The sequence below is a fragment of the Ignavibacteria bacterium genome (genome assembly GCA_017302895.1).
Lineage (GTDB): Bacteria > Bacteroidota > Ignavibacteria > Ignavibacteriales > Ignavibacteriaceae > UTCHB3.
This window is the reverse complement of record JAFLBV010000001.1, coordinates 161,148-186,038: the sequence shown is the minus strand read 5'-3', so window position 1 is coordinate 186,038 and position 24,891 is coordinate 161,148. Positions and strand designations below refer to the sequence as shown.

Below are 24,891 nucleotides of genomic sequence, written 5' to 3'. Positions count from 1 at the left end.
TACAAATTTATTTATTGAAATCAAAAATGAAATTTACGAAAGATCAGCGAGTTAAAAAGTGGTTTTTAAGCCATCCAATCAAATAAATTACTCCTCCTGTTAACAGTCCTATGATCATTGGTTCAACTTGTGACAAAAATGATTCTGCCGGTAATTTATTTTTGATGATTATCCAGATCAGACCTGAAACCGGAATAAAAATCAACTGTAGCATGGCGAGTCCATTTCCCTGCTTGAATTTTTTAAAATATGCACCTGTGATAAGGAAAATCAAAGCGGGAACAAACAATGAGCCAATATAATACCAGATATCAACGATGGAACGCAGAGTAAGGGAAAGTATGATGGCTATAAGCGTTGACAGGATCATCCCAATAGCAGTATATCGTTTAAGATGAAATTTTTCTGCGGGAACGATCTCCTTGACTATATCATTTGAGAAAGTGACGCCACTCAGAAAGATAAAACTGTTAAGAGTTGTATAAACTGTTGCAAAAAGTGAAGCGAGGAAAAGTCCTTTAATCCCGACCGGTAAGTAACCTGCCGCAAGTGCAGGAAAGGCAGATACCGGATTCTGCAAGTCAGGCAGTAATGCCCGTGCAAAAAGCCCTGTTGCATTAGTGAAGAAATCGAACAGTGCCCATAGCAGTATCGAGATAAGTATCCCCTTTTTCGCAATTTGAGCTGTTTTTGCAGCATAAACCCTTTGGTGAAAACCGGGATCGGCAATGGTCCATGCTGCAACAAGATACCACACCAGCAGATAAAAGAAACTGCTTCCACCGGTTAATGAGAGATGTTCCGCAGGCAGTCTCTGCTCAAGAAACGGCATTCCGCCATGCGTAATGAACAGGTAGATACCCGCTGCTATGAATCCCGCAAACATGAAGAAAAAGAGAAATACATCAACCTTTATGTTCGATCTGAATCCACCGAGTGAGAGATAGATGATCAATGGGATTGGAATAACGAAGAGCATCAAATCAACGGGCACATCAAAGATTGTTGCGATTATTTGCGCCGCAGTGAGCAGGTAAGGCGCAGGAGAGGTGATGGTGAAGATCAGAATTGAAGCGACAATTGCAACCTTGTTATTGTATTCAATTCGCAGTTTTGCCGGAATCGAGAGCAGTCCTGTCGACCTTACTTTTCCTGCAAAAACAAATGCAAAGATGAAAGCAAAAATATAGTACGGCAGTCCCTGAGTAAACCATGAGGAGATGCCGTATCTGTATGAATATTCGCCTATACCGAGAATTCCACCGTACCATGTGCTTACATTTACGGCAACAAATGTAAAGAGTCCCATGTTACGATCATTGACAATATATGAGTCAGCCTCACCAGAAGACTTTCTTGAAGTGTAGAAACCTGTACCGATCGTTACTAAAAGAACAAACGATATGATGATTACATCAAGCATATCCGTAGAAGTATCCACCCTTAATCGCTTCCCTGGCATTCCGTATCAGAATTGCATTTCCTCCTTCGGCTGTTACCTCAAACTTTTCCTCCAGTACCTCATTACTTGTTCCGTCCCTGACACCGAAGGGCAGCACCTCACCATTCAACGGATACTTCAATCCTTTTGTTGTAATCCGTGTATTTGAATCGAAACCATAGATTGATACCGTTTCTCCCTGGAACCCATCGATTTGCAGGGTACCGGTAAATACTTCAAGAAGAGACTGCTCGCTGTATATAAAAATCCTGATTTTGTCGCCATACTTAAGAGCGAGTCCGATGTTATTGAGCGTATGATCCAGCCTGTCACCCGTCACTCCCAGCAGCGCACACTGTGTGAACCCTTTTTCAATGGCGAACTTAAGGCATTTTTCAACATCGGTATCGTCCTGTCTTTCAATTTTAATTACCGAAACTCTGTTTTTATAATGATCTAGAATTGATTCACTTATCGAATCAAGATCTCCGATTATGTAATCAGGTATTCCACCGATATCATACGCGACATTTGCCCCGCCGTCAGCACAAATAAGGACAGGAAATCCGTTGTCAAGAAAGAAACTTAGATCACCGGTTGCAGGGGGCCTTCCATTGCCAAGAATAACACATCCTTTTGTCATCATAACTCCATCTTTAAAGTTGTCATGAAATTTCTGCCGGCAGCAGGGAAAAAGTTATCCCATCCAAATCCATTCATCAGATATTTTTTGTCGAACAGATTATTGACCTCTACTACAAATTTCAATCTCGCCCCGAACATGTCATAGTTGATCCCTGCACTGAGATTTACTACAGAAAAAGGATCAACCGTTACTTCCTCAACCTTCGCTCCATCAGGGTTAGTCGAATTATCCGTGTACTGGGCTCCAGTAAAGTTGAAACTCAACGAAGTATAAAAAAGTGAACTGCCGTATGTCAGTCCCCCGTTAAGGATAATCTCAGGAGCATTCGCAATATAATTATCGTTCCGCGAAACCGGATTTCCGAAACCGTCATATTCGGTAAAATCAATGAACCGGTTACGACTGAAATTACCATTAAAATTTAATACCAAACCCCATGGAAGACGGGCGAATCCTTCAAATTCCAACCCGTAATGGACAGTTTTAGAAGCATTTCCCACCCGGGGCTGACCAAAAACATCAAGACCTCCCGAGGGAACAATCTCATTTTCGAAGTTCATATAATACAGATTTATCGATCCGTTCATTCCGGAAAAGGCGAATCGCGATCCCAGTTCGATATTTAGAAGTGATTCCGGTTTTACAAGCGGGTTATTGTAATCGTATGTCCCGTCCGGTTTCTTCTCAAATTGAGGAACCACTCCCCAACTCGCTGACTCAGCTTCGTACAAATTCTTCAGGGGCGGCTCTCTTCTTGTGAGCGAAAGCGAAGTGTAGAGAGATATTTTATCGTTTAGAGAATAACTGATGCCGAGTTGCGGATTGAGAAAAAAGTATGGAGTGGTGAAATCATTATTCGCAAATTTTTCTTCATAGAGCCTGTATTGCTGGTAGATCGATTGTACCCGTGCAATTAGATCAATCTTCTCCGTCAGCTTGCTCTGAACACCAACAAAAGCAGAATAGATGTTCTTTGAACCTTTATACTCATAGAACTTCCTGTTCCCTCCTTCACCCACTACATCAGAGGGCAGACCGGTACCCGATTCAATTCTTCCCCAGTGCAATGAACGGTGTAATCTAATCTCACCCCCGGCCATAAGTTTACCACCCGAAAACCTGTATTCGATGGATGGCAACCATCCAAACTGGTCGTTATCGACAAATGCACGCATCATTATATCGCCCGGAATTGTAATTGACGGATCGAGCCTGAAATAATCATTTGTTCCGTAGTTTGCGCTAAAATCAAAAAATCCGTCTCCGGACAGGAAAAAGAGAGTATTCTTAAGCCAAAGGTCGTTGCCAAGTTTAATATCATGAACCAAAGAGACCTGTGGCTGGTTAAGCACTTCCCTGTCGCGTGAGGCAGCTCCGTAATTATATTTCCTGGTGTTTTCGTCACCATTTGCAGACTTGCTGATACCATAGAATGCCAGACCGTCCTCCTGGGGACCACCATAGGCATTTACTGATATTGTTTGAATATCGTCAAAATAAGAGGCACTTACAAAATACCGCCAGAATTCAGACCATGACCAATCCCGGTAACCGTCACTTGTCACTCTGCTCCCTCTCACTCTCACCATAAACCTGTCTGCAAGAATACCGCTGTTGGCGCTGAAAGCATATTTTTTCGTGTTGTAACTTCCCATCCCTGCTTCAAATGAAACACCCGGATTCACGAGGGGTTTGTTGGTTACCAGGTTAATCGACGCTCCTATTGCCGGTGGACCGTAAAACGAAATACTCGAACCCCTTTGAACCTGTACATCCTCAAGGGAATTTGCAAGATCGTAAACATTGATCCAATACACAGAGTGATCTTCAGGATCATTCTGTGGCACTCCATTAATTAATACTGAAATCCTTCTCTGGTCAAAACCCCTTATTCTTACATAGCCGTACCCAATTCCAGTCCCGGACTCTGAATAATATGAGGTGGAAGGAAGTGTATTCAGGATGGAAGGGATATCCCTCGTTATTGAAAGTCTTTCAATGTCAAGTTTTGTGAGATTGGAAAAGGAAATGCTACTGCCCTTGTCACTTGCGCGGGTACCGTTTACAATGACCTCGGGAATCTCAACCAGATCTTTTTTCATTGCAATTTGAAGAGTGAGCCTGTCACCCGAAATTGATACCACTCTGCGCTCCGTCTTAAAACCGACAAAAGAACAAATGAGTCTCCATTCACCCGGAGGAATTGATTTGAGAATAAATTTCCCCTCCCTGTTCGTCACACCTGCGAGCGGTAACTCCTCAAATTTTATCACCGCACCCTGCAGTCTCTGTCCCGTTTCCTCGTCCATCACATCCACTTCCAAAACCGATGTCACCTGTGAAAATGTTACGACAGAAAAAAAGATAAAACTAAAAAACAATCTGTACATGTTATTACCTGTATTTAAAATGAAAAAGCCGTTTTTCAGAGGGGTAACTGAAAAGCGGCTTTTAATTTGTTCCCTACGCCGGAATTACCCGGATCAGGTTCAAGGGTTTGATCTCAGCCCGTTAAGGGCACCCCTACATTCAACTAGCGTTGACAAACAATATATTCAGAACAAAAGAACTATTTTTTCTTTGTCTTTGTCGTATTTCCGGTTTTTGGTGTTGTAGTTGCCTTTTTAGTGGTCTTGTTGTTCGAACCGGTTTTTACTGTAGCTTTTTTATTGGTATTTGTACCCGTTTTTGGAGTTACAGTTGTTTTCGACTTTTTGTTGTAATTATTACCATAACTGACACCTGTTTTTGACTTTGTGGTGCTGTTATTGTTTTTGTATGCGGTGTTGTTCTTCTTGTTGTAATTGTAGTTGGTGTTCGTGTTGGCTTTTACGGTAGTCTTTACATCTGTAACCGTTTTATTGGAATAGATTTTCAGATTCTGACCGGCTAACACTTTATCCGAAGAAAGATTGTTCCAGGTTTTGATGTCATCAACCGACACACCATATTTGGCAGCGATCGCAGTAATATTGTCGTTGTTCTGAACCTTGTAAGTATTCAGAGTGGCAGTATTCTTTGATGCATTATCACCATAAGAAACAGGCACTGTACCGGTGTAAATGGTAAGAGATGTATTTGCATACACGAGACCATTTTTAATTTTGGTACCATTCCAGCTTTTTATGTCGTTTATCGAAACCTTGTACTTTTCAGCAATCTCGGCGAGAGTTTCGCCATACTTCACTGTGTGATAGTATGTTTTAGAGTCGTTGTTGTTTGCTGTTATGGTAGTTGAAGATTTCTTTTTTGAGGTGTTGCCGGCGAGTGCTGAGTATGTTTCATATTTGGATGCAGGTACATTAATTACGAGTTCCTGACCAATTTTGGCATTCTCAAATGCTGAAATATTATTCCATTTTCTCAATTCGGTAACTGTTACATTGAACTTGGAAGCGACCTGAACGAGGCTTTCGTCATTCTTTATCGCGTAACGAATTGTTGCTGTTGTTCCGTCACCGCCTGCGAGCTGAATATTCGGATTACTGTTCTGGAGACCTGCGAGAACCGTACTGCTGCTGCCTTTAGGCACACGAAGTACATAATCACCGGTACCCGGTGTATTGTTCTGCAACAATTCAGGATTAAGATCTTTGATATCCGTCAGTGAAACACCGGAGAGATTCGCAACAGTGATAAGCGGAGTTGCTTTTGCTACATTGATCGACTCATACTCAAATGTTGTCTGGTAACTGATTTCGGTCAAACCGAACTTTTCAGGATTCATGGCAACAAGTGTAGCTGCAATATATGCGGGCACATAGTTACGGGTTTCCTGAGGAAGCAGTTGTTGGATAGCCCAGAAAGTGTTTTCTGTACCGCGTTTCATTGCTCTGGAAATTCTGCCTTCGCCTGCATTGTAAGCTGCGAGAGCAAGATGCCAGTCACCGAGTGAATTCTTAAGGTCGCGAAGATGTCTTGCAGCAGCTCTGGTCGCCTTTACAGGGTCTTTTCTCTCGTCAATGTTGTAATCGACTTTGAGATTGTACATCTGTCCGGTTCCCTTCATGAACTGCCAGAGACCCATTGCGCCGGCGATTGAGCGGGCATTTGGATTCAAACCACTTTCGATCAGTGTCAGGTAAGCGAGCTCTAGTGGAACTCCTTCTTCCTTAAGAATCGGAATGATAACAGGGAAATATTTTCCGGTTCTTCCTACCCACTGTTTGAAGAAGTTTTTACCTTTTCCGGTGTAGAAAGTGATCCATTTTTCAACCTGATCGTTGATTACAAGTGGAATTTCACCGGAATTGAAGTTGGAATTGGAATTGGTAGCTGCTATCTCAATTTCTGAAACAGAAGTCAGAAGATGGCCGGCAGTGAGATTCTTGTCGCCATTCTTTAAGAGATCTTTGAATGCATCCACTGATACATCTTCGATCGTCTCATCGATATTGTTGACGAGTTCACTGGTTTCGTCCATTATGAGAAGCTTTAACTCGGCATAACGCGGATTTGCGTCGATTCCGGGGTAGTTGTCAAGACCGTTCATGATCTCAACTGCAGAAGTCAAGCTGTTGATGGCTTCCTGAGTTGAGTTTTTTCTTGCTTTCTCGACTGATTGCTGATAATAAGCATATGCTCTGTCAAGTTCCTGCGGTACAATGTCTTGTGTGCTTATGTTCTGTTGCGTTACAGGTGTTGTGACCTGCGTATTTGCGGTTTCAGTCCCGGGGATACAGCCTGTTAGCCCCAAAACTGAAACTGCAAATATCAGGAGTGCTGCTTTACGCATTAAACCTCCATGGTTGTGTTTGATTGTTGAATAAATAAATTTTTGCCTGATACTCTATTCTCCTACAAGGGAATATTTGAATGTTTTTTACCCGGATTTTTATCCTTTTTAGTTTTTAGCAACTGAAAAGAATTTATCAATTTTATTCTTGTGTCTGCCGGTTCTATCACATCATCGATAAAACCCCGCTCTGCAGCTGTATAAGGATTCGCAAACTTTTTGATGTATTCGTCAAGTTTTTCTGCCAAAGCCGCTTCCGGATCATCGGCAGATGAAATCTCTTTTTTGAAAATTATTTCCACTGCACCTTTGGGACCCATGACCGCTATCTCTGCAGAGGGCCAGGCGAAATTAAAATCACCTCTTATGTGCTTCGAGTTCATCACATCGTATGCACCGCCGTAAGCTTTTCTGGTGATGACGGTTATTTTTGGAACCGTCGCTTCACTAAAAGCAAACAGGAGTTTTGCTCCGTGTCTTATAATTCCGTTCCATTCCTGATCAGTTCCGGGCAAAAATCCCGGTACATCCTCCAAAACGAGGAGAGGAATGTTGAAAGCGTCGCAAAATCTTACGAATCTTGCCCCTTTGACCGAAGCGTTGATGTCAAGCACTCCCGCTAATACCGATGGCTGGTTAGCCACAATTCCGATGCTCATTCCACCCATTCTCGCAAAACCACAAACGATGTTTTCCGCATAATTGGCATGAACTTCAAAAAACTCCTCGTTATCAACGAGTAACGATATCACCTGTTTGATGTCGTAAGGCTTGTTAGCGTTGTCTGGTATAATAGAGTTTAGACGCTCGTCCCGCTTAATGGTTCCCTTTTTGAATGGCTTCTCCAATGGTCTGTCCTTGTAATTCAAAGGAACGAAACTCATTAGATGCCTTACATTCATTAAGGTTTCAATCTCATTATCGAATGCAAAATGTGCGACACCGCTCTTTACCGAGTGTGTCTCCGCCCCTCCCAAATCCTCGAATGTTACATCTTCATGTGTTACAGTCTTGACCACATTTGGTCCCGTAACAAACATGTAACTCGAGTTCTTGACCATAAATATAAAATCTGTAATCGCCGGGGAGTAAACAGCACCGCCGGCACAGGGACCCAATATAACACTTATTTGTGGAATAACACCGCTTGCAAGGGTATTTAGCAGAAAAATATCCGCATACCCGCCAAGACTTACAACACCTTCCTGAATTCTGGCACCCCCGGAATCGTTCAATCCGATCACCGGAATCCCCGTTTTCATCGCCATTTTCATCACTTTGCAGATTTTTTCTGCATGTGTTTCAGAAAGTGATCCGCCAAATACGGTAAAATCCTGGCTGTAAACAGCAACAGGTCTTCCTTCTATTGTTCCAAAACCTGTAACAACCCCGTCCCCGTAATAAGTCTGTTTTTCAAGACCAAAATCTTTCGACCGGTGCTTTACGAATACATCAATCTCTTCGAAACTTCCTTCATCAAGAAGAATCTCCAGTCGCTCACGGGCTGACAGTTTCCCTTGTTCGTGCTGCTTCGCAAGCTTCGCTTCCCCTCCCCCTTTTCGGGACAATTCTCGTTTTTCTTTGAGCTCAGCAATTTTATGATGCATTATTCTCGGCTTACTGCTTATATTTCAGTTGGTTATCGGGAATTTTAGAAAAATACAGAATTCCGTAAAGCTAATTTAATTAATTTATAACTGATATGAAAATTATTTAAAATTTATATGATTGTTTCTTTTTTGCGTCAGCTTTTGATCCTTGTCACCTTTTTTACCGGAATTTTGAATTCCCAACCCTGGAATTTTGTAAAAGAGATCGGGAATTTCAACAGGGCATCTTCTTTCTCACTCTCTCCTGAAGGGTATTTTTATGTCACCGATCTTGGTGCAAGCCAGGTGTTAAAACTCGACATGGATGGCGCCGTTTTTAATACTTCGGGGGGATACGGATGGGATTCCAGGTCACTGACGACCCCGCTGGATGTTTGTGCCGAGATGGTTTATGTTCTTGTGGCAGACGAAGAAAACAACAAGATAAACAAATATGACAAAAGCCTTAATCTGGCAGGAACCGTTTACAAAAAAGAGAGCCTCCTCAACGACGAAGTTTTCGGGTATCCGCTTTCCGTTACAGTTTCAGCCATGGGAGATCTTTATGTTCTCGATGGTGAGAACAAGAGGATAGTCTATTTCAATTTTTTTGGCGATTACAAAGGCAATTTCGGCGGTTACAATTCAGGTTTTTATACACTTGACAGACCAAGGAAGATAACAGCACTAAAAAACACCCTCGCAGTACTGGACGGAAGAGACCTGGTTATATTCGATCTCTTCGGAAATTACATTTACAAACTGCCGCTTGATGACAGGTTTCTTTCAGTCAAAGCTACCGATGGGGTGGTTACCCTCACCTCAAAAACTGAAATTTATATCGCTAATGACGCTCATAATCTGGAATTCACAAAACTGGATGTTTCTGAACACCTCTGGTTTGTCGATTCAATAGTTTCGGGTGATATACTCTATATTCTTACAGAGAATTCCATTCGTATCTATAAAAAAGGGAACTGAAAGCTGCGTCTTCTTCGCTCAAGATATCTTCCGGTTGCAGGGTTGTTCCTGCTTCTTGCTGTGTCATTTTTACCTTTTTATACAGGTGATCTAAAATTCATCTACCCCTTTACAAAGTCGCTCTATTCGAGAATTTGTCACGGCTTGGAAAGCCGTTGTTTTCACATCGATGGCTTTCCACTTCATCTGTGTGCAAGATGCCTCGGCATCTATTCCGGTCTGTTTATGGGCAGTACCACAGCTCTTTTCATCCGGAAAAGATATGAAGGGTTTTTGAGCAGATATTTTTTACTGATCGCATTCATCCCAATAGGCACAAGCAAGCTTCTCGAATGGACCGGCATAATCGAGTATTCTCTTTGGGGTGCATTATTTTCGGGATTTCTAAGCGGTTACATTCTCTTTTTATATATTTCAAATCGGTTTTTATTTAATTATCAATACAGAGTTAATGGTTAACAGTAAATATTTCCCCACTCTTGTCTCGGGTTTTGCCGCAGGTGTCCTGAGCACCGTGCCAATTCTGAAATCGACCGCCTGTTGCATCCTGGTTCCTGCTGCAGTGATTTTTGCACTCTACGCAGACAGACGAATCAATAACGACAAATTCCCCTTGCAAATGTCGTACGCTTTAGTGTTCGGGCTTCTGACCGGGGTTTTCACTGCATTTTTTGGGACCACCTTTGATGTTCTGATCTCATTCATAACAAGACATAACGAATTCGTGGACTCATATCCTCAAATTCTACAAATGCTGAATGAAATGCCGTTTCTGCAGGGTTCAGACCCTTCTGTAAAAGAGGCGATGGATATTCTTGAGGCAACACGAGACGATCTTGTAAATACAGGATTCTCAGGATTTTATGCGGTGATGTCGTTTATCAATAATTTGATATTCTATCCGTTGTTTGGATTGTTGGGCGGGCTTTTGGGTAAGGCAATATTGGACAGATCAAACAAATCATTTTGATTTGTAGCTATCTCAGCCTGAAGGGGAATGTTATCGTTACCTGCTGAACAAAACTCTCACCCCCGGGCAGTTTTTCAAATCGCCAGGTTTTGAGAGCAGTAATACAGAGGTTGTCGAGTTTTGGATCAAGTTTTTTTACAGGAACCACACTTCCCACAGTACCGTTGGGAAGAATTGTAAAAGAGAGAACAACATTTCCCTCTATGTTCACCCCTGCAGGATATTTGGGAACATTCCAGCTTAATATTGCCCTCTTCCCTTTTCCTCCCCAGCCGATGGAGTAGCCTGTACCGTATGTGGTTCCTCCGCCTGTTCCGGGATTGGTGGTGGTACCCTTTTTATCTTCATTTCCTTTTTTACCGGAATCATCCTTCTTTTTGGTTTTTACACCATCCTTGTCGGTATTTTTGGCTTCAGGAGTCTTTACTTTATCCTCTTTTTTGTTGTCTTTTACTTCCTTTTCAACTTTTTCCTCATTGGTCTCTGCCTCAACTCCCTGATCTCCCATCTTCCCTGCTTCACCCCCTAACTCAGGAGGTGTTTCGATTTCCATCACTATCACACTTTTTGACTGTTTTGGCATACTTCCGCCAAAATAGAGAAAAAACATCAGACCGAATCCAATCAGATGCAAAACCAGTGAAATACCAATTGAAATACTTCGATTCTTGTTCACAATCACTTTTTCTCTTGTTCAGTGGTTTTTTCAGTCTGAAGAGTAAATTTATCGAAGCCTGATCCTTTTGCTGCATCAATTACTTTTACAACTTTTTCGATCGCAACATCCTTGTCAGATGCTATTATGAGATTTGCCTCTTCGTTCGATTCACGGAGCGCTTTCAGTTTAATCTCAAGTTCAGGCTCGGCAACCACCGTCTCTCCTACATAGTAGGTACCTTCCTTGGTAATTGTAACCACATAATCCGATGGAATTACCTGCTCTGTGTTTTTTGACCCGGGGAGCTTTACCTTAACTCCTGATTGCACTACAAATTGTGATGTAATCATGAAAAAAATGAGCAATAGCATCACAACATCAGTCAAAGATGAAAAACTGAACTCTGCGAGTGGCTTGTTTCTTCGTTTAAATCGCATCTCTCACCTAAAAATCGATATCTATCTGAGATTTTTGAGGAATGTTGCCGTGACTTACATCTTCCAATGTATCTATCACATCTGTCGAGATGGCTTCCATGTCAAGCACAACCTTATTTATCGAACTCAAAAGATAGTTATAAATGATAAGAGCCGGAATACCGACTGCGAGTCCGAAAACAGTAGTGATCAGTGCTTCATAGATACCGCCCGCAAGATCCGAAGGGCTGGCAGTACCCTTCAACTGCTCTACAGTCATGAACGCTGAAACAAGACCTGTTACCGTTCCAAGAAATCCGAGAAGTGGTGCAGAACCTGCAACAGTGGCTAAAACCCACAATCCTCTTTCCAGTTTGGCTATTTCCTGATTTCCCGAATCTTCGATCGCTTCTCTGACTCTCTGATACCCGTATTTGTGTTTCTTCAAGCCTTTTTTTATAATGGCAGCGATTGGTGATCTTTCACCCTTGAGTACCTGGATGGTCCCCGCCACATCATTTTTTCTCAGAAGTGTCTCAACCGTCAAAATAAACTTCGGAACATTTACTTTTGCCTTGCGTAAAGCGATCAACTTCTCGATTATCACAGCAAGTCCGATTATTGAAAGGAGAAGTATGGGCCACATAACGACCCCGCCTTTTAAAAACATTTCTATAAGATTCATTTATGTCTTTCCGTTTCTACTTTTTCTTTTTTGTATTCAACGCAGTATTAATTTCCATTGCTTTATCCTCTTTATCAAAAGGACCCACCCGGACCCGATACCAGATCCCGTTTTCCCCCTCGACACCGTCTTTCTTTATTTTCATAATAAAAGCCTTGTACCCTTTATGACTGAGATCTTTTGCCAGATTTTCAGCGGTATCAAACGATCTGTGGGCAGACACCTGTACATAATATTTCTTCCCTGCTTTAAAAACATAATCAGCAAGTTTTTTCTCTTTAACCTTGTTTTTTACAGCATCCTGAAGCGCAATGTTCCCGGGATCTGTCTTTTTACCCGGCTCCTTTTCTTTTTTGTCCTTCGACTTCTCGCCTTTTTTCGCTTTTGGTTCATTTTTGTTCAGAAGGCTGTCAGGTGGGACGGTAACTTTGTAATTTTTTACTTTTGCAGTATCGTATTGTATTGGATTTAATGTCCCGTTCTCAGCAACTTCATAGTATTGACCGGATTTAACACTGACTCCTGTTACATTCAAATCATTTTGTGTGTCCCTGTTGAACGGGTATTCTCTTTTGTCAGCAAACGAGGAGCTGTCGCCTATAACAACCGCACCCTTTGCCAAATAGTCTTCGGTAATGGCTGCACTTTTACCCTTCAAAAACCCCGATGCGGACAGTATGAAATAAGTTGCGATAATTACTATTAAAACAATCAACATTTTTATCAGAACTGAAAATGTCCCCTTATTCTCTTCAGGTTCACTCTCAACTGTGTTTTTCTCACTTTTCATCTCTACCGTCTCCTCTGTTTGATTGTTCGGGATCTCAACTTTATCATATTCAAAATTTTCAGATGATTTATCATAGCTTTCAATCCTCGCACCTGAATCATACTCCAAATTTTTAGATGAATCGTCAATGCTTTCAACCCTCGCAACCGGGGGTTCCAAATGATGAAAGACTTCACCACTGAGTTCTTCCTGATGAGTGATTGTTGCAACAGGTTCCTGTGGAGGATACTCCTGATCTACAACAGACTGATCAAAATGCAGTATCTGCTCGGCTTCGCCTTCGATTTTTTCTTCGGTCTCGAAAACGGAATCTTCGAAAAATACAGGTTCTTCGGTAGCAGGTATTTCTTCCTGAAAAGCGGGTACCTCTTCCTCGCTAACACTGCCTTCCGTACCCGGAGTTTCGATCACATCATCAAAAAATGACTCATCAAAAAGCAGTTTTTCAGGTTCTTCTTCATCATTCTGAGAATCCGGTTTTGAAACTTCGACCGGTTCTTCCGTTATGGGTTCGGTTGTCTCTTCAGGTGTCTCTTGAAATACTGGCTCAACTGTCTCTTCCGGAATTTCTTCGGCAACCAGTTCTACCACATCGGATTCGATCTTCTCTTCCGAAATTTCTTCGGCAACCGGTTCTACCACATCGGATTCGATCTTCTCTTCCGGAATCTCTTCGGCAATCGGTTCCTCCTTAACGGGTTCAATCTGTTCTTCCGGAATTTCTTCGACAACAGGCTCTACCACATCGGATTCGACCTGTTCTTCCGGAATTTCTTCGGCAACCGATTCCTCCTTAACGGGTTCAGAAGGTTGCTCTTCATTTTCTTCAGGCTCTTCAATGACTTCAGGGAGTTCATTCACCTCCGGAATGAGTTCTTCTTTCTGTGGTAAATCTGTCGGTTCTTCAGTTTGGAGCTTAGATTCAGGATGTTCATCCTGTAGGACAGTTTCTTCAGCCTCCGGCTCATCCTCAATGTCGTCGAAAATGCTGATCCTCTGCTTGCGAACCGGGAACGGTGTAATATCTTCAGGATTTTCTTCTGACATAAATTCATTCTTTATGGGAGAATCTTCTTCGCCGGTCACTGTAACTTCCTCTGGTTCTTCGGGCGTATCCTCCGGTTTTTCACCGGATTCCTCAACCTCCGGTTCTACTTCGGTAAACTCCGGTAAAGCCTCGATGATCAAATCCTCACTTTTCATTTCGATCGGCAGTTCTTCGGGATTCAAGTCAGGTTCAGTGAACGCCTCAGTAATTTCAGGTGAATCAGGAACCGATTCACTCTCTTCCAACTCATCATTTTTGGCAACTTCTTCGGAGTCAGATGAATCCGTTGCAACAATCTCTTCAAATTCGGTTGCTTCGGGTTCGGAAGGGACTTCAATTTCTTCAACAGGGAGTGCCCCGCTTTCGTCCTGTTCAACAAGACTTTCGATAAAAATATCCAAAGCATCATCACCGTTAGGTTCACTCAGTTTTTCAGGTTCTGCCTCAACAGGTGCCACCTTCATTCCGCCTTCAAATACTGTAAACTCCTCCTCATCTTCATCGTCAGGTTCTGCTGTAACAATCGAGGAGTGGGTAAAAACAGGTTCAGGCTCTTCCTGAAGTGGTACAACTTCCTTTTTCTCAACAATTTCTTCTTTTTCCGGATGCAACCCTATCTCTGAGAACAAATCCGGTTCTTCTGAAAACGGGGGTTTAAATGAAATTTCATCATCTGCCGCAAATGCTCTGGAAACAGGATGAACCTTTTGGTAACCGTCCTCAGACTCCTCAAACAATGGTACATCGGGTCGTTCGCTGTACTGGTTACCATTTCGCTCTTCTTCCAACAAAATTTTAGGAAGAGAGCTGCTCTTTCTGACAGGAGAATCGGGGTCATTTAGGGCGAGGGTTCTCTCAAAAAAATCCCGCATCAGGGGTGATACGGCTACCTGGAGATCCCGCTCCTCTTCTTCGTTGAACGAGAGGAATTCATTCAGCACCAGTTGTTCAGATGCGCGGTTTCGAAGGGTGACTTCCTCGATTAGATCGAGCTTGTTGTCGAGAAATTGCAAAATTTCTTCATCTCCACCGGCAGAGAGTTTCCTTTTGACTAAACAAAACCCGTTCAGATCGTAAACTTTATCCAACTCAAAATGTTTTTTCACCAAAAACTCAAATTGAGAAAGAAAATCGATCATCTGCATGCTGCTCCCGAAAAAGTTTTCGAGAATCTTTTGGAGGATGCCTGACTGGCTCATCTTAATACCTGATAAATGATGTGCAAAATAACAAATTTATACCAAACAATTCAAGTAGTTCATTCACTATTTCTTATAACTCTTTTATTTTTTACCAGTTACCATGAAAAAACCACTCCTCCAGAGACACTCAAACCGGGTGACTGATATCTCCCCCACTTCATCAGCTTTGTGTTCAGCAAATCTGTTCCCCGCCCGAATAACTTTATATTATTGGTCAAATTATACTCAACATTTACCGAAAGGTCCAATCCGCCCTCGACTTCAACTTTGTTCTGAATGTCAGAATAAACCTTTGAAATGTATCCAAGCCGGACATCATAGCTGATTATTTTGTTATAATTGTTACCATAGGAGGCATAAAATTCGAGTTGCGGAATGAAAGGTACATATTTTGAGGAGTCGTCTTTAACGGAATTGAATTTTACTTCACCGACAAATCTTCCGAGTATTCCGGGATGAAATGCTGCAGAAACGAATCCGGTGATACCTTTCACATCAGCACTTCCCAAAGTAAAAAAGCCTTTGTTCGCTGTCTCCGTGTAAAAAGGATATGTATCTGACATAAACCAGGATGCGCCGGCTTCAAATTCAATTAATTTCTCATACTCAAATTTTAATACTGCATTTATATCGTGTGTCTTTCGGAGTACCGAATATGAAACACTGTCGGACAGGTGAAAATACTGATTTTCAGCCACACGGTCCTGATTGTACATTATTGTAGTGCTCGGATTGTAGGATGCGATAAGAAACAATCCGTTGGCAAACCGGGCAGAGTATTTCACAACCGGAGATATGTAGGTTTTGTCAGGAGTTGTGGTTAATTCGATTCCTCCCAGCAGTTTCATCGTCCTGCCGATAACTATTCCTCCAAGTCCGCTTAGATTAATGAAGTTATTGTTAAACTTGTTACCGGACGAATCAGTTAAATTTTGTTGGCGTATGGCAAGATTCGAGAATATTTCGACGAATTCATATCTTGTGTTAAAAAATCCTTCGGCAGAGATAATATTCTCGGAGTAATCTCCGGAATTTGGAGCGAAGATATCACCTTTGATTTTACCACCATATTGAAGGTACTGTGAAGACAGATTTCTGAATCCAAGTTCGGGATTGAAGAAACTGTTGTCCCCTTTTCTCGAGGGATCATCACTGCCATAGAACTGGTAAAGCGATTTACTCATCCTGAAGTTTGCGAAATACTCGGTTCCGGGATCCAAAAGACTGTCGTTGTAGGCGTAATATTTGAAACCGGCATTCACTTTAAAGTTTGTCTCGTCGGCATTCTCCACAAATGCCTGTCTGCGGTTAAATTCTCCTCCTGCAAACAGGACAACATCCTTCATCGGTGCCGAAATAAAACCTTTAACCGAAGGCTGAAACATGTTTCCGAATGAACCCGAGGCATACCCTGTTGTATATTCGGAAGTGTCTCTTAGAATCTCCCTCGTCACCTTGGGATCGAAGTTCTTTGTCAGTCTGAAAACGGAATCTGCAAGTTTTGGTGTTTTGAAACCGTCAGATAAAATTGAGTAAAAATCGGGATTAATCTTCTCTCTCGCAGGAAAATCATACGATCTTAACCCCGTGATAACAAAACTGGGGAGCTCCACTTCAGGCTGAGTCTGTGCTTCGACCGAAAATGTGGCGAGCAAGAGAAAAAGAAGTATGGCAAATCTGAATTTTTTCATTTTTTCTTGTTCCTTAAATCTCTTAGTTTCTTCTTTGCCTGTGTACCATAATCGTCATCAGGATGTTTTTCGATAAGTTTTTCAAGTATCGAGATGGCTTTTTTGTTGTCTTTCAACTTCACATACGAATCAGAGAGATTCAAATATGCCTTGGCAAGCCAGTCATTAAACTCGGAAAATACCGATTCCACACGCACAAAAGCGGTAATCGCATCCTTGTACTCGCCTTTTTCATAATATGCAACACCGAGCATATATTGAGCCTCTGCTCCAATTATATCCTCTCTCCTCATGGCAACATTCATGAAGGCTTTTATTGCATTGTCGTATCGTCTGCTACGGAGTTCAATTCTCCCCTTCTCGATGTACGACTTGTCTGCAAACTGGTTTCCGACAAAATTGTTTATTACATCATCGAACTGATCAAAACCCGAAAGAGTATCTCCCTTCAGGAGAAACCACAAACCTTTTAGATATTTAATCTCAGGGATTGTTTGGTCTTTCGGATATTTAGTGATCGCTGCATCGATTATGCTTCCGGCATCATCAAGCTGGTTCTCATCCATCAAAACATGCGCCAATTCCACAGATGCCAAAGGCGCGAACGATGTTGTATCATACTTCTCAATCACCCAACGGAACGAATTCATCGCCTGACCACTTTCACCGCTTGCCTGATGAGATTTACCCAACCAGTAATATGCCTCTGCAAGATGTGGGGATGAAGGATAAAATTCGATAAAACTGAGATAGTTTTCCTTCGCCCGACTGAAGTCACCCGCATTGAAAAACAATTCAGCCCGTTTCAAATAAAGTCTGTCAGCATCCTTCAGTCTGGGATTACTCGAAAGAAACTGGTCGATAAGGGCGAAGGCAGTATCCTGCAGTCCCTGCGCGAAATAACTGAAGAACAGACCGTTAAAAGCGTCATAAACCTGCGGTGAGTTGGGATAATTGTTCAATACCTTCTCATAGTATCCGGCTGCTGTACCAAACTGTTCAAGGTTATAATAGCTGTCACCAAGATTATAGTAAACAATCGGTACAATGGTCGAGTCGTCGGAATTTTCGAGAAAATCGTTGTAACTTGCGATGGCTTTGTCGTAATCCTGTCCTTTGAAGTAAATCCATCCGATCATAAACCGGGAATTTTCTTCAAGCTGAGTTCCCTGTGCATCTTTAATTACTTTCTTTAATTCCTTTATCGCATCCTCTTTTTTCCCCATGTTATAAAGAGTGAGGGCGTATTGATAACGAAGCAGATTTTTATCGGTCTGGTCGTTCCCTTTCAGCAGATTATCGTAAATCTTCGCGGAATTTTCAAAATCGCGAGTGGCGTAGTAGCTCTCTGCGAGCCTAACCTTCGAGTCGACGATGCGTTCATCTTTGGGAAATCTAGCAATAAAATCGATAAATGTGAACTTGGCGTTCTGGTAATCCTTGATATTGAAGTATGAGTAAGCTTTACCGTACAGAGAAAGTTTTCCAAATGCGCCATTTTCGATGTTAACACGGGAGTAATTCTCGAGGGCTTCACGAAATTTAAGTCTTTGGAAGAAGATCTCTCCGAGATAAAAATTATAGACATCAGGTTCAAAATTGCTTCTCTTCCCTTGAATATCTCTCAAGATATCGTATGCCTTGTCCAGACTCCCCATCAGGAAATAGCAGACTCCGAGTCCAAGTTGGCCTCTGGTATGCAAATCACTGCTTTTCGGTGCAACCTGTGTTGCAACTTCAAAGTTGGTAATGGCTTCCACATAGTTCTTTTTATTCGAATTGAGTTCACCCAAAAAGATGTTCGCTTTTGCCTTAATTCCATCATCTTTCGAATTTTTAAGATCTGAAAAAAGATCAAACGCCTTTTTATACTCTTTCAACTCGATGAGCGCAATTCCCAGTCCGGTTTTCGCCACTCCATAATAGTTACTCTTTGGATACTTTGAAATGAACCCCTCAAAGAGCGAAATGGAATTTTTGAAATCACCTTTATATCTCTGAGTTTCTGCTCTCCAAAAAGAAGCCGCCTCGGCAATTGAATCTTTTCCGTTTGCGACGATGCTGAAAAGAATCTGAGCCGAATCAAATTTTGCCGTCTGAAATTTGCACCATGCAAGTCCGTAAAGAGCTTCCCTGCCTGTCTCGGAATCCTTCTCCTGCTTGTAAAGCTTTAGAAATTCTTCTTCCGCCCTGCCATATTCCTGAGTGTGAAAGAGGGATGATGCGAGTATCAGGGTTGATTCCTTCTTCTTTTCGGGTGGCAGATTCTGAAAATCGGGTCCCATCAATTCCAAAATGGCTTTTTCATACTCACCTGCTTTGAAATAACTTACTCCGAGTTTTATCTGTGCACTTAAGGAGAAAGGATTGTCGGGGTAATTATTCAAAATTTCTTCGTAAGTATTTGCTGCATCTGAGAATTTACCCGTATACTCATAACACTCCCCAATATAAAACAGAGTTTCAATCCTGTATTTGTTGCTGTTCCGGTTCGATTTTGCCTGCTCATAGTAATAGAGTGCATCGGTGTAGTTTTTTTCATATCTGTAGGTTTCACCGATATAAAAAAGAACCGATCCATAGTTGTTGTTCCCAGGATAATTCCGGGCAAATGTCATTAATCTAACGCGGGCTTTGTCGATTTGTCCGTTATAAATGTAAATTAAAGAGAGCTTGTATAACGCAACAGCTCTAAAGGAAGTGTATTCGAATTTATTTACAAGATATTCATAGCCGCTCATCGCTCCGCCATACTGACCAAGATTGAAGAGGGCTTCCGATGAGTAAAATTTTGCGGAGGCGTAGAGTTCATCCTCGGGGATTTTTATCTTCAAAAATTTCTCAAAAAGGAGGTAAGACTCATAATACCTTCCGTCCTGGAAATATTTTACAGCATTGTAATATTCCTCTGAAGATTGGGCTTTAACGAAAAAAACCGGTATAACTAACAATAACAGAAGCTTTTTAAATTTCATAGCCGGGCTTTATATATAATTATAAAAACTAAAATTGATAATATTGCTGATCCAAAATTTACGATGTCGTTGGTAATAAATTGAAAACCTTTGTGCCTTGAAGTTGAGTCATCGCAGTGCGATTTTCTTTCAGTTACAATACCACATTTGAGACACTTGTACTGAATTTGCAGGTACTCTCCCAACAGCGAATCTATGATGCTGCCGGCAAAACCAAGTGTAATCAGAATTACGAATATAAATAAATCACCTGTCCAATAATATGAACTTATTACTACCATCAGGGCACCTCCGAGTGCACCAACCGTTCCCGGCAGCGACACACCACCTGATAATCCCTGCGGGACTTCGCGGAAATTTCGAAGTGAAACCGTTTTTGTTTTCCACATCGTCCCGAATTCGGTTCCCCAGGTATCTGAGCAGACCGCTGCAAAGTTCAAAACGAACAGATAGTAGAGCCAGCCCGACTGAAAATAACTCTCCAAAAGGAGGATTAACCCGCCAATACCTCCGTTTGCAAGTACCTGCCCAATGTTCCTCGTCCCTGATTTCTCAAACCTCTCCTCCACCTCCCTGTTACGCTTCAGACGGATTTTGGATAAAATGCTTGACAGGATGAAAAAGGACAGGACCGGAATTGTCCACTGCAACCCGCCAAAACCAAAAACGAAAGTACCAAGAATGATGGCGCCCGCTGCACCATCCATTGTAAGGAATCTGAATTTCAATGATAGCGCGCCCACAAGAAGTGATGCACAAAATCCGGTTAACAACGACACTTCAATACCCGGTAAAGGAGAACTTAAAAAAATATTTGCCAAAAATGCGACTCCAACCGGGACAGTCAGGTTGTCCAGACCTGCAGAAGATAATCCTTCGAGTAGTGTTGCGATGAAAGCTATTATCAGGACAAAAGAAAAAACGAACAACGGATTGTACTTGTGATCAGGTGTCCCGTTACCGAAAAGAATGAAAAGTGAGAGTATAATGACGGAAACCAGGAAGAATGTGAGACTGCCGGCCACCGATTTTTTGTCTCTGGTCAGGTGATATTCCTCGCTTTTTATCTTTTTACCGAATATCGAGGCGAGAGAATCTGAGAATGTCATTATTAAAAAACCAAGGGTAAATATCTCAGGTTTGTCTGGTATGAAAAACAGAATAAGGAGAATAAATGAGACAGGAAAATAAACAATACCCCAGCTTTTTCTTTCCAAATCGTCAATACCGGTGAGTTTATTCTTTGAGACAAGATAGTAAAGGAGAATCAGTACTGTGACTCCAATAACAAGGAGAGTCGTTGACGATTTTATAAAAAACGGAAGAAAGGAAACAAGTGTTCCCGCTACGATATGCAGAACTTTCCTGCCGGTATTCTTTTCCAGATTGCCGTTCCGGGAAAGTATCTCGGTTGTACCGGCTGATACAGCTATTATTAACAGAAAAATTAATGACCAGGTGACCTCTCCCAACCATTCTCCTAATTAAGTAAAACTCATCTTTTAAAATACAAAAAGCAGTCCGATTAAGGACTGCTTTTGTAATTCTGGTGCGGAAGACGGGACTTGAACCCGTACAGGTCTCCCCACACGCCCCTCAAACGTGCGCGTCTACCAATTTCGCCACTTCCGCAGAATTTAGACTGTAAATTTAAGGTTTTCTGCGGTTTTATGCAAATCGCTTTTTCAATATTTTAATCTTTTTTTAGAATATCTCTAATTTCTCTTCGGAAATTCCTCTCAAACACTATGTATTTGGCAAGTTTTTCCGGTGAAAGAAGATCAGACAGTGACATAACAAACTGCCTTTGCAGCTTGTGTGACTCATCAATATGGTTGTTAAACTCACTTATCTTTGCTTTCAATTCTTCATCTTTCGATCCGTTTTTGTTAGCAGCAATCAGGTCTTCCATCTGGTCAAGCAACTTGTCAGCAAATTCATTCCGTTCTTCCATCATCTTTTTGTGATCACCACGCCTCGAGAAAAGCTTCAGCATTGTGGATTCATCAAGATCTAGCACCTCAATCAACTTTACTTTTTCAAGTTGTTCGAGTTTCTTAAGCGGGTCTCCTCCCCGGTTCCTGAATTTTCCCTTTCCTGGTCCGGGTTGTGCGCTCGCAGCTCCATCCAACAAAAAAAGAATGCAAATAAATAATAAAATATATCTCATGATTTTTTCCTCAATTAACAATTGGGTCTATTTGTCCTGAAAGTTTTTCAATTTCTTCTTCACTTAAGTTTTGAACCACTTCATCCAGTGAAATTCCATATTTTTCAGCAATTTCAAGCAAACTTGTGGTGTTCATTTCAAGAAGCGAATTATACGCCTCATGAAATTTTGAATGCCCGGCCAGTGTTGCATCATCGACTAAAGTCGTGGAACCAAGTAAAATCTCATTCTTGTCACTTTTTTCCAATACAGGTGAATTATTCGATTGAGTCGAAGTGTATCTGTATTGCGGTTTTACGGCAACAGGTTCATTTTGTTCCGTTTTAACAGGTGATTCTGTTTTGATTCCGGGAGTTGTTGCAAGAGTGTTTTCCTGATCGACCTTTGCGGGTACTTGAATCTGTGTACTCCAGGGCTGGGTTATAAACAGAGTTACTGCCAAAACCGGAATCGCGAGTCCGGCAGCCAGTTTAGCAAAAACCGGAACGAATCGTTTTTGTTTCCGTAATTCAAGATTTTCTCTGAATCTCGGCAGAACACTCTCAAAATAAAGAGTGTCCGACTCCACATTAGCAAGATTGTCAAGTTTTAAGAGGGAGTCTTTAACCTTGACATACTCACTGTAGAGCTCATCGTCTTCTTTTATGTCAGCTTCGAAATTTGAAGTCCCGGTTTTACCCGGCTTGCTGTCCAAATATTCGAAGATCCGTTTCTTTTTTTCCATACTCTTTCTCCATCAGAGAAGTAACTTTGTTTAAAGCGTGAAAATAGTTTGCTTTTAGTCCGCCGGTGCTTTTGCCGGTAATCTCGGCTATTTCTTCATAGCTCAATTCATCGAAGTGTCTCATTACAAACACTTCCCTCTGTTTCACAGGCAGTTGTTTCAATATTTTATCGAGCAACAGGAGTTTTTCCCTGTTTTCAACATCTCTTACCACATCCACATCACCACTTATTTCAGGTGTATCTTCATCCCCAATCGAAAAAAATCTTTTAAGCTTGTTCTTGTTAATAAGATTTAGTGACCTGGTATAAGTTATCTTGAATATCCATGTGTACAATGACGACTCGAACTTGTAGTCCTTCAACTTGCTGTAAATCACCATCAAAACTTCCTGCAGAATATCATCAGCGTCAAAATGGTTGCCCGTAAGTCGACGGGCATGCCAGTATATCTTCTGTTGATATTTTCTAACAAGCAAATTAAATGCTGATTCTTCGCCGTTAAGAAATCTCTTTACTAATTCTTCGTCGGTCATCAATAACTTTTAGTGAATTTATTAGTTTGACATTCAAACAATGTAATTGGTTTAATCAAAATATAACAATTTTTTCGTTGCAAATTCACTGAAAGAAAAAGCAACTTAAATTGAATGCACCTTTAAACCCTCCCCTCTCTTCATCATGTCACATAACCAGAAAGTTAATAAATTCAAAACAAATGGAGAATAAATTATGAGACACCTAATCTCATCTATGGTTATCGTCCTTGCAATAATACTTGTTTTACCTGCAACGACATTTGCCCAACCCGGATTTGAAGGTCACGGACGCGGCAGAATGATGGAAAAACTTGACCTCACAAAAGATCAGGAAACAAAAATTGAGGCATTGCGAAATGATCACCTCAAAAAGATGATTGATCTCAGAGCTGAGCTCGAAAAAGCCAGAATAGAGATGAAACAGCTTTTATCCAAGGGTGAATACACCAGAGCTGAATACCTCAATATGACTGCTAAAATCTCGAAAATTCACGAGTCGCTGCAGAATTCAAGAGCCAATCATCAGATGGATGTCTATGATCTGCTTACAAAAGAACAAAAAGCCAAGTGGAATGAATTCAGAGCGAACAGACCCGGAAAAGGTGGCATGGGGTTCAGAGGAGACTGTGGAAACTGTGACGGAAGAGGAAAAGGATATCATCGTGGTGGCGGAAGAGGTCCTAAAGGTGGTGGAAAAGGTTTTAGAGACGGCAGATGCTTGAACAGATGAACTGATTCCTGAAAAAGGAGCAGCTAAACCGGCTGTCGGTGCTCCCCGGCAGCCTTTTTTATTTTAAACCCGGTCAAAAATCAGAATTTAATAATTGATTCACCAAATTGTTTTATTTAAGTTTGTATGATGATTTTCTATTAATTAACAGACCAAAACAATGAAAAAAATTACCCTCCTGTCAATGATTTTTCTGTCAACTGCGATTTTCCCGCAGATAATGAAACCACAACAATTTTCCGGAAAGGTCGAAAAAGATGTCTCTTTCGATTTTCTCGAATACCTGCCTGACGGCTACTCGGAAACCAGTCAGACATATCCACTTCTGATATTTTTGCACGGATCAGGCGAAAGAGGAGAAAATCTTGAACTTGTGAAAACACACGGCGTGCCGAAACATATCGAAAAAGGTGAGAAGTTTCCGTTTATTGTTATTGCTCCTCAATGCAAACCCAAAGAGTGGTGGAAAGGATCTGACCTTGTGGCTCTTCTCGATTTCCTCGAAACAAAATACAGAGTTGACAAATCAAGAATTTATGTTACGGGCTTAAGCATGGGTGGATATGGAACCTGGGCGATGGCTTTGGAGGCACCAAAAAGAATAGCAGCCATAATTCCCGTATGTGGCGGCGGACTCCCTCATCGCATCTGCGAAGTCGGTGGAGTACCAACCTGGGCATTCCACGGTGAGAAAGACGATGTGGTTCCTCTCTCAGAATCAGAAAGAATGATAAACGCAACAAAGAAATGTGGAGTGGAAGCTATACTCACAATATACGAAGGTGGCAACCACAACGCATGGGATGCCACCTATTCAAATCCCGAAATCTATCAATGGCTATTGAAGCATAAACTTCCCTGAATTATTAGTTATGACTTATGAATTATGAGTTACCTCTGAA

General features: G+C 41.6%; 20 protein-coding genes, 1 tRNA gene and 1 riboswitch. Of the genes, 5 read left to right on the top strand and 16 right to left on the bottom strand.

All coding sequences use genetic code 11. The annotated features are described in order from the left end of the window. Positions 1 to 43: 43 nt before the first annotated feature. From J0L60_00745 to J0L60_00725, 5 genes are all read right to left on the bottom strand, one after another. The gene (locus J0L60_00745; protein ID MBN8544633.1) at positions 44 to 1,462 is read right to left on the bottom strand and encodes a hypothetical protein; all 1,419 of its coding nucleotides are present in this window, start codon (positions 1,460 to 1,462) and stop codon (positions 44 to 46) included. Continuing rightward, positions 1,416 to 2,084, bottom strand: a complete 669-nt coding sequence (locus tag J0L60_00740) for a thiamine diphosphokinase (GenBank protein ID MBN8544632.1) — start codon at positions 2,082 to 2,084, stop codon at positions 1,416 to 1,418. Before J0L60_00740 ends, J0L60_00745 begins: the two co-directional genes overlap by 47 nt. Beyond that, positions 2,084 to 4,477 carry a TonB-dependent receptor gene (locus J0L60_00735; GenBank protein MBN8544631.1) on the bottom strand — a complete coding sequence of 798 codons (2,394 nt, stop codon included), beginning with the start codon at positions 4,475 to 4,477 and terminating at the stop codon, positions 2,084 to 2,086. The genes J0L60_00740 and J0L60_00735 overlap by 1 nt, the downstream gene beginning before the upstream one ends. Before the next feature lie 53 nt (positions 4,478 to 4,530). After that, positions 4,531 to 4,622: riboswitch (TPP riboswitch) on the bottom strand. Between the two features lie 34 nt (positions 4,623 to 4,656). Continuing rightward, a complete protein-coding gene (locus tag J0L60_00730; protein MBN8544630.1) occupies positions 4,657 to 6,822 on the bottom strand; it encodes a LysM peptidoglycan-binding domain-containing protein in 2,166 nt (721 codons plus the stop codon). Between the two features lie 62 nt (positions 6,823 to 6,884). Next, entirely contained in the window at positions 6,885 to 8,429 is a 1,545-nt protein-coding gene (locus tag J0L60_00725; GenBank protein MBN8544629.1) for an acyl-CoA carboxylase subunit beta, read from the bottom strand. Positions 8,430 to 8,546: 117 nt separating this feature from the next. Here J0L60_00725 and J0L60_00720 point away from each other — a divergent pair, with 117 nt between their 5' ends. Genes J0L60_00720 through J0L60_00710 form a run of 3 tightly spaced genes read left to right on the top strand, consistent with a single transcriptional unit; the run spans position 8,547 to position 10,362 of the window. Then, positions 8,547 to 9,392 carry a hypothetical protein gene (locus J0L60_00720; protein MBN8544628.1) on the top strand — a complete coding sequence of 282 codons (846 nt, stop codon included), beginning with the start codon at positions 8,547 to 8,549 and terminating at the stop codon, positions 9,390 to 9,392. A 42-nt stretch (positions 9,393 to 9,434) separates the two neighbouring features. After that, on the top strand, positions 9,435 to 9,851 hold the full coding sequence (locus tag J0L60_00715; GenBank protein ID MBN8544627.1) for a DUF2085 domain-containing protein: 417 nt from the start codon (positions 9,435 to 9,437) through the stop codon (positions 9,849 to 9,851). After that, on the top strand, positions 9,844 to 10,362 hold the full coding sequence (locus tag J0L60_00710) for a DUF4199 family protein (protein ID MBN8544626.1): 519 nt from the start codon (positions 9,844 to 9,846) through the stop codon (positions 10,360 to 10,362). The genes J0L60_00715 and J0L60_00710 overlap by 8 nt, the downstream gene beginning before the upstream one ends. A gap of 7 nt (positions 10,363 to 10,369) precedes the next feature. Here the strand turns inward: J0L60_00710 and J0L60_00705 are convergent, their stop codons facing one another. From J0L60_00705 to J0L60_00655, 11 genes are all read right to left on the bottom strand, one after another. Next, the gene (locus J0L60_00705) at positions 10,370 to 11,044 is read right to left on the bottom strand and encodes an energy transducer TonB (protein MBN8544625.1); all 675 of its coding nucleotides are present in this window, start codon (positions 11,042 to 11,044) and stop codon (positions 10,370 to 10,372) included. Then, the gene (locus J0L60_00700; protein ID MBN8544624.1) at positions 11,041 to 11,457 is read right to left on the bottom strand and encodes a biopolymer transporter ExbD; all 417 of its coding nucleotides are present in this window, start codon (positions 11,455 to 11,457) and stop codon (positions 11,041 to 11,043) included. Before J0L60_00700 ends, J0L60_00705 begins: the two co-directional genes overlap by 4 nt. A gap of 7 nt (positions 11,458 to 11,464) precedes the next feature. Further along, positions 11,465 to 12,121, bottom strand: a complete 657-nt coding sequence (locus tag J0L60_00695; protein MBN8544623.1) for a MotA/TolQ/ExbB proton channel family protein — start codon at positions 12,119 to 12,121, stop codon at positions 11,465 to 11,467. Positions 12,122 to 12,137: 16 nt separating this feature from the next. Then, positions 12,138 to 15,158: an SPOR domain-containing protein gene (locus J0L60_00690; GenBank protein MBN8544622.1), complete on the bottom strand. Its 3,021-nt coding sequence runs from the start codon at positions 15,156 to 15,158 to the stop codon at positions 12,138 to 12,140. Between the two features lie 98 nt (positions 15,159 to 15,256). Further along, positions 15,257 to 16,852 carry a hypothetical protein gene (locus J0L60_00685; protein MBN8544621.1) on the bottom strand — a complete coding sequence of 532 codons (1,596 nt, stop codon included), beginning with the start codon at positions 16,850 to 16,852 and terminating at the stop codon, positions 15,257 to 15,259. Continuing rightward, a complete protein-coding gene (locus tag J0L60_00680; protein MBN8544620.1) occupies positions 16,849 to 19,686 on the bottom strand; it encodes a tetratricopeptide repeat protein in 2,838 nt (945 codons plus the stop codon). The genes J0L60_00685 and J0L60_00680 overlap by 4 nt, the downstream gene beginning before the upstream one ends. Positions 19,687 to 19,823: 137 nt before the next feature. Next, positions 19,824 to 21,299 carry a DUF92 domain-containing protein gene (locus J0L60_00675; GenBank protein MBN8544619.1) on the bottom strand — a complete coding sequence of 492 codons (1,476 nt, stop codon included), beginning with the start codon at positions 21,297 to 21,299 and terminating at the stop codon, positions 19,824 to 19,826. A 75-nt stretch (positions 21,300 to 21,374) separates the two neighbouring features. Continuing rightward, positions 21,375 to 21,459: transfer RNA gene (locus tag J0L60_00670), tRNA-Leu, on the bottom strand. Between the two features lie 61 nt (positions 21,460 to 21,520). Further along, entirely contained in the window at positions 21,521 to 21,997 is a 477-nt protein-coding gene (locus J0L60_00665) for a hypothetical protein (protein MBN8544618.1), read from the bottom strand. A gap of 10 nt (positions 21,998 to 22,007) precedes the next feature. Next, complete coding sequence (locus J0L60_00660; protein ID MBN8544617.1) at positions 22,008 to 22,721, bottom strand: hypothetical protein; 714 nt, start codon at positions 22,719 to 22,721, stop codon at positions 22,008 to 22,010. Beyond that, positions 22,672 to 23,256 carry an RNA polymerase sigma factor gene (locus J0L60_00655; GenBank protein MBN8544616.1) on the bottom strand — a complete coding sequence of 195 codons (585 nt, stop codon included), beginning with the start codon at positions 23,254 to 23,256 and terminating at the stop codon, positions 22,672 to 22,674. The genes J0L60_00660 and J0L60_00655 overlap by 50 nt, the downstream gene beginning before the upstream one ends. Positions 23,257 to 23,452: 196 nt before the next feature. Here J0L60_00655 and J0L60_00650 point away from each other — a divergent pair, with 196 nt between their 5' ends. Both J0L60_00650 and J0L60_00645 read left to right on the top strand, forming a co-directional pair. Further along, positions 23,453 to 23,989, top strand: coding sequence for a Spy/CpxP family protein refolding chaperone (locus tag J0L60_00650; protein MBN8544615.1), 537 nt, complete (start codon positions 23,453 to 23,455; stop codon positions 23,987 to 23,989). 160 nt (positions 23,990 to 24,149) lie between these two features. Beyond that, positions 24,150 to 24,851 carry a prolyl oligopeptidase family serine peptidase gene (locus J0L60_00645; GenBank protein ID MBN8544614.1) on the top strand — a complete coding sequence of 234 codons (702 nt, stop codon included), beginning with the start codon at positions 24,150 to 24,152 and terminating at the stop codon, positions 24,849 to 24,851. Positions 24,852 to 24,891: the final 40 nt, after the last annotated feature.

What these genes read in the sequence shown, in the direction of transcription:
- J0L60_00720 (MBN8544628.1), top strand. Translation starts at nt 8,547, where the DNA reads ATGATTGTTTCTTTTTTGCGTCAGCTTTTGATCCTTGTCACCTTTTTT.
- J0L60_00730 (MBN8544630.1), bottom strand. Translation starts at nt 6,822, where the DNA reads ATGCGTAAAGCAGCACTCCTGATATTTGCAGTTTCAGTTTTGGGGCTA.
- J0L60_00695 (MBN8544623.1), bottom strand. Translation starts at nt 12,121, where the DNA reads ATGAATCTTATAGAAATGTTTTTAAAAGGCGGGGTCGTTATGTGGCCC.
- J0L60_00660 (MBN8544617.1), bottom strand. Translation starts at nt 22,721, where the DNA reads ATGGAAAAAAAGAAACGGATCTTCGAATATTTGGACAGCAAGCCGGGT.
- J0L60_00740 (MBN8544632.1), bottom strand. Translation starts at nt 2,084, where the DNA reads ATGACAAAAGGATGTGTTATTCTTGGCAATGGAAGGCCCCCTGCAACC.
- J0L60_00710 (MBN8544626.1), top strand. Translation starts at nt 9,844, where the DNA reads ATGGTTAACAGTAAATATTTCCCCACTCTTGTCTCGGGTTTTGCCGCA.
- J0L60_00645 (MBN8544614.1), top strand. Translation starts at nt 24,150, where the DNA reads ATGAAAAAAATTACCCTCCTGTCAATGATTTTTCTGTCAACTGCGATT.
- J0L60_00700 (MBN8544624.1), bottom strand. Translation starts at nt 11,457, where the DNA reads ATGCGATTTAAACGAAGAAACAAGCCACTCGCAGAGTTCAGTTTTTCA.
- J0L60_00650 (MBN8544615.1), top strand. Translation starts at nt 23,453, where the DNA reads ATGAGACACCTAATCTCATCTATGGTTATCGTCCTTGCAATAATACTT.
- J0L60_00685 (MBN8544621.1), bottom strand. Translation starts at nt 16,852, where the DNA reads ATGAAAAAATTCAGATTTGCCATACTTCTTTTTCTCTTGCTCGCCACA.
- J0L60_00690 (MBN8544622.1), bottom strand. Translation starts at nt 15,158, where the DNA reads ATGAGCCAGTCAGGCATCCTCCAAAAGATTCTCGAAAACTTTTTCGGG.
- J0L60_00655 (MBN8544616.1), bottom strand. Translation starts at nt 23,256, where the DNA reads ATGACCGACGAAGAATTAGTAAAGAGATTTCTTAACGGCGAAGAATCA.
- J0L60_00665 (MBN8544618.1), bottom strand. Translation starts at nt 21,997, where the DNA reads ATGAGATATATTTTATTATTTATTTGCATTCTTTTTTTGTTGGATGGA.
- J0L60_00725 (MBN8544629.1), bottom strand. Translation starts at nt 8,429, where the DNA reads ATGCATCATAAAATTGCTGAGCTCAAAGAAAAACGAGAATTGTCCCGA.
- J0L60_00745 (MBN8544633.1), bottom strand. Translation starts at nt 1,462, where the DNA reads ATGCCAGGGAAGCGATTAAGGGTGGATACTTCTACGGATATGCTTGAT.
- J0L60_00735 (MBN8544631.1), bottom strand. Translation starts at nt 4,477, where the DNA reads ATGTACAGATTGTTTTTTAGTTTTATCTTTTTTTCTGTCGTAACATTT.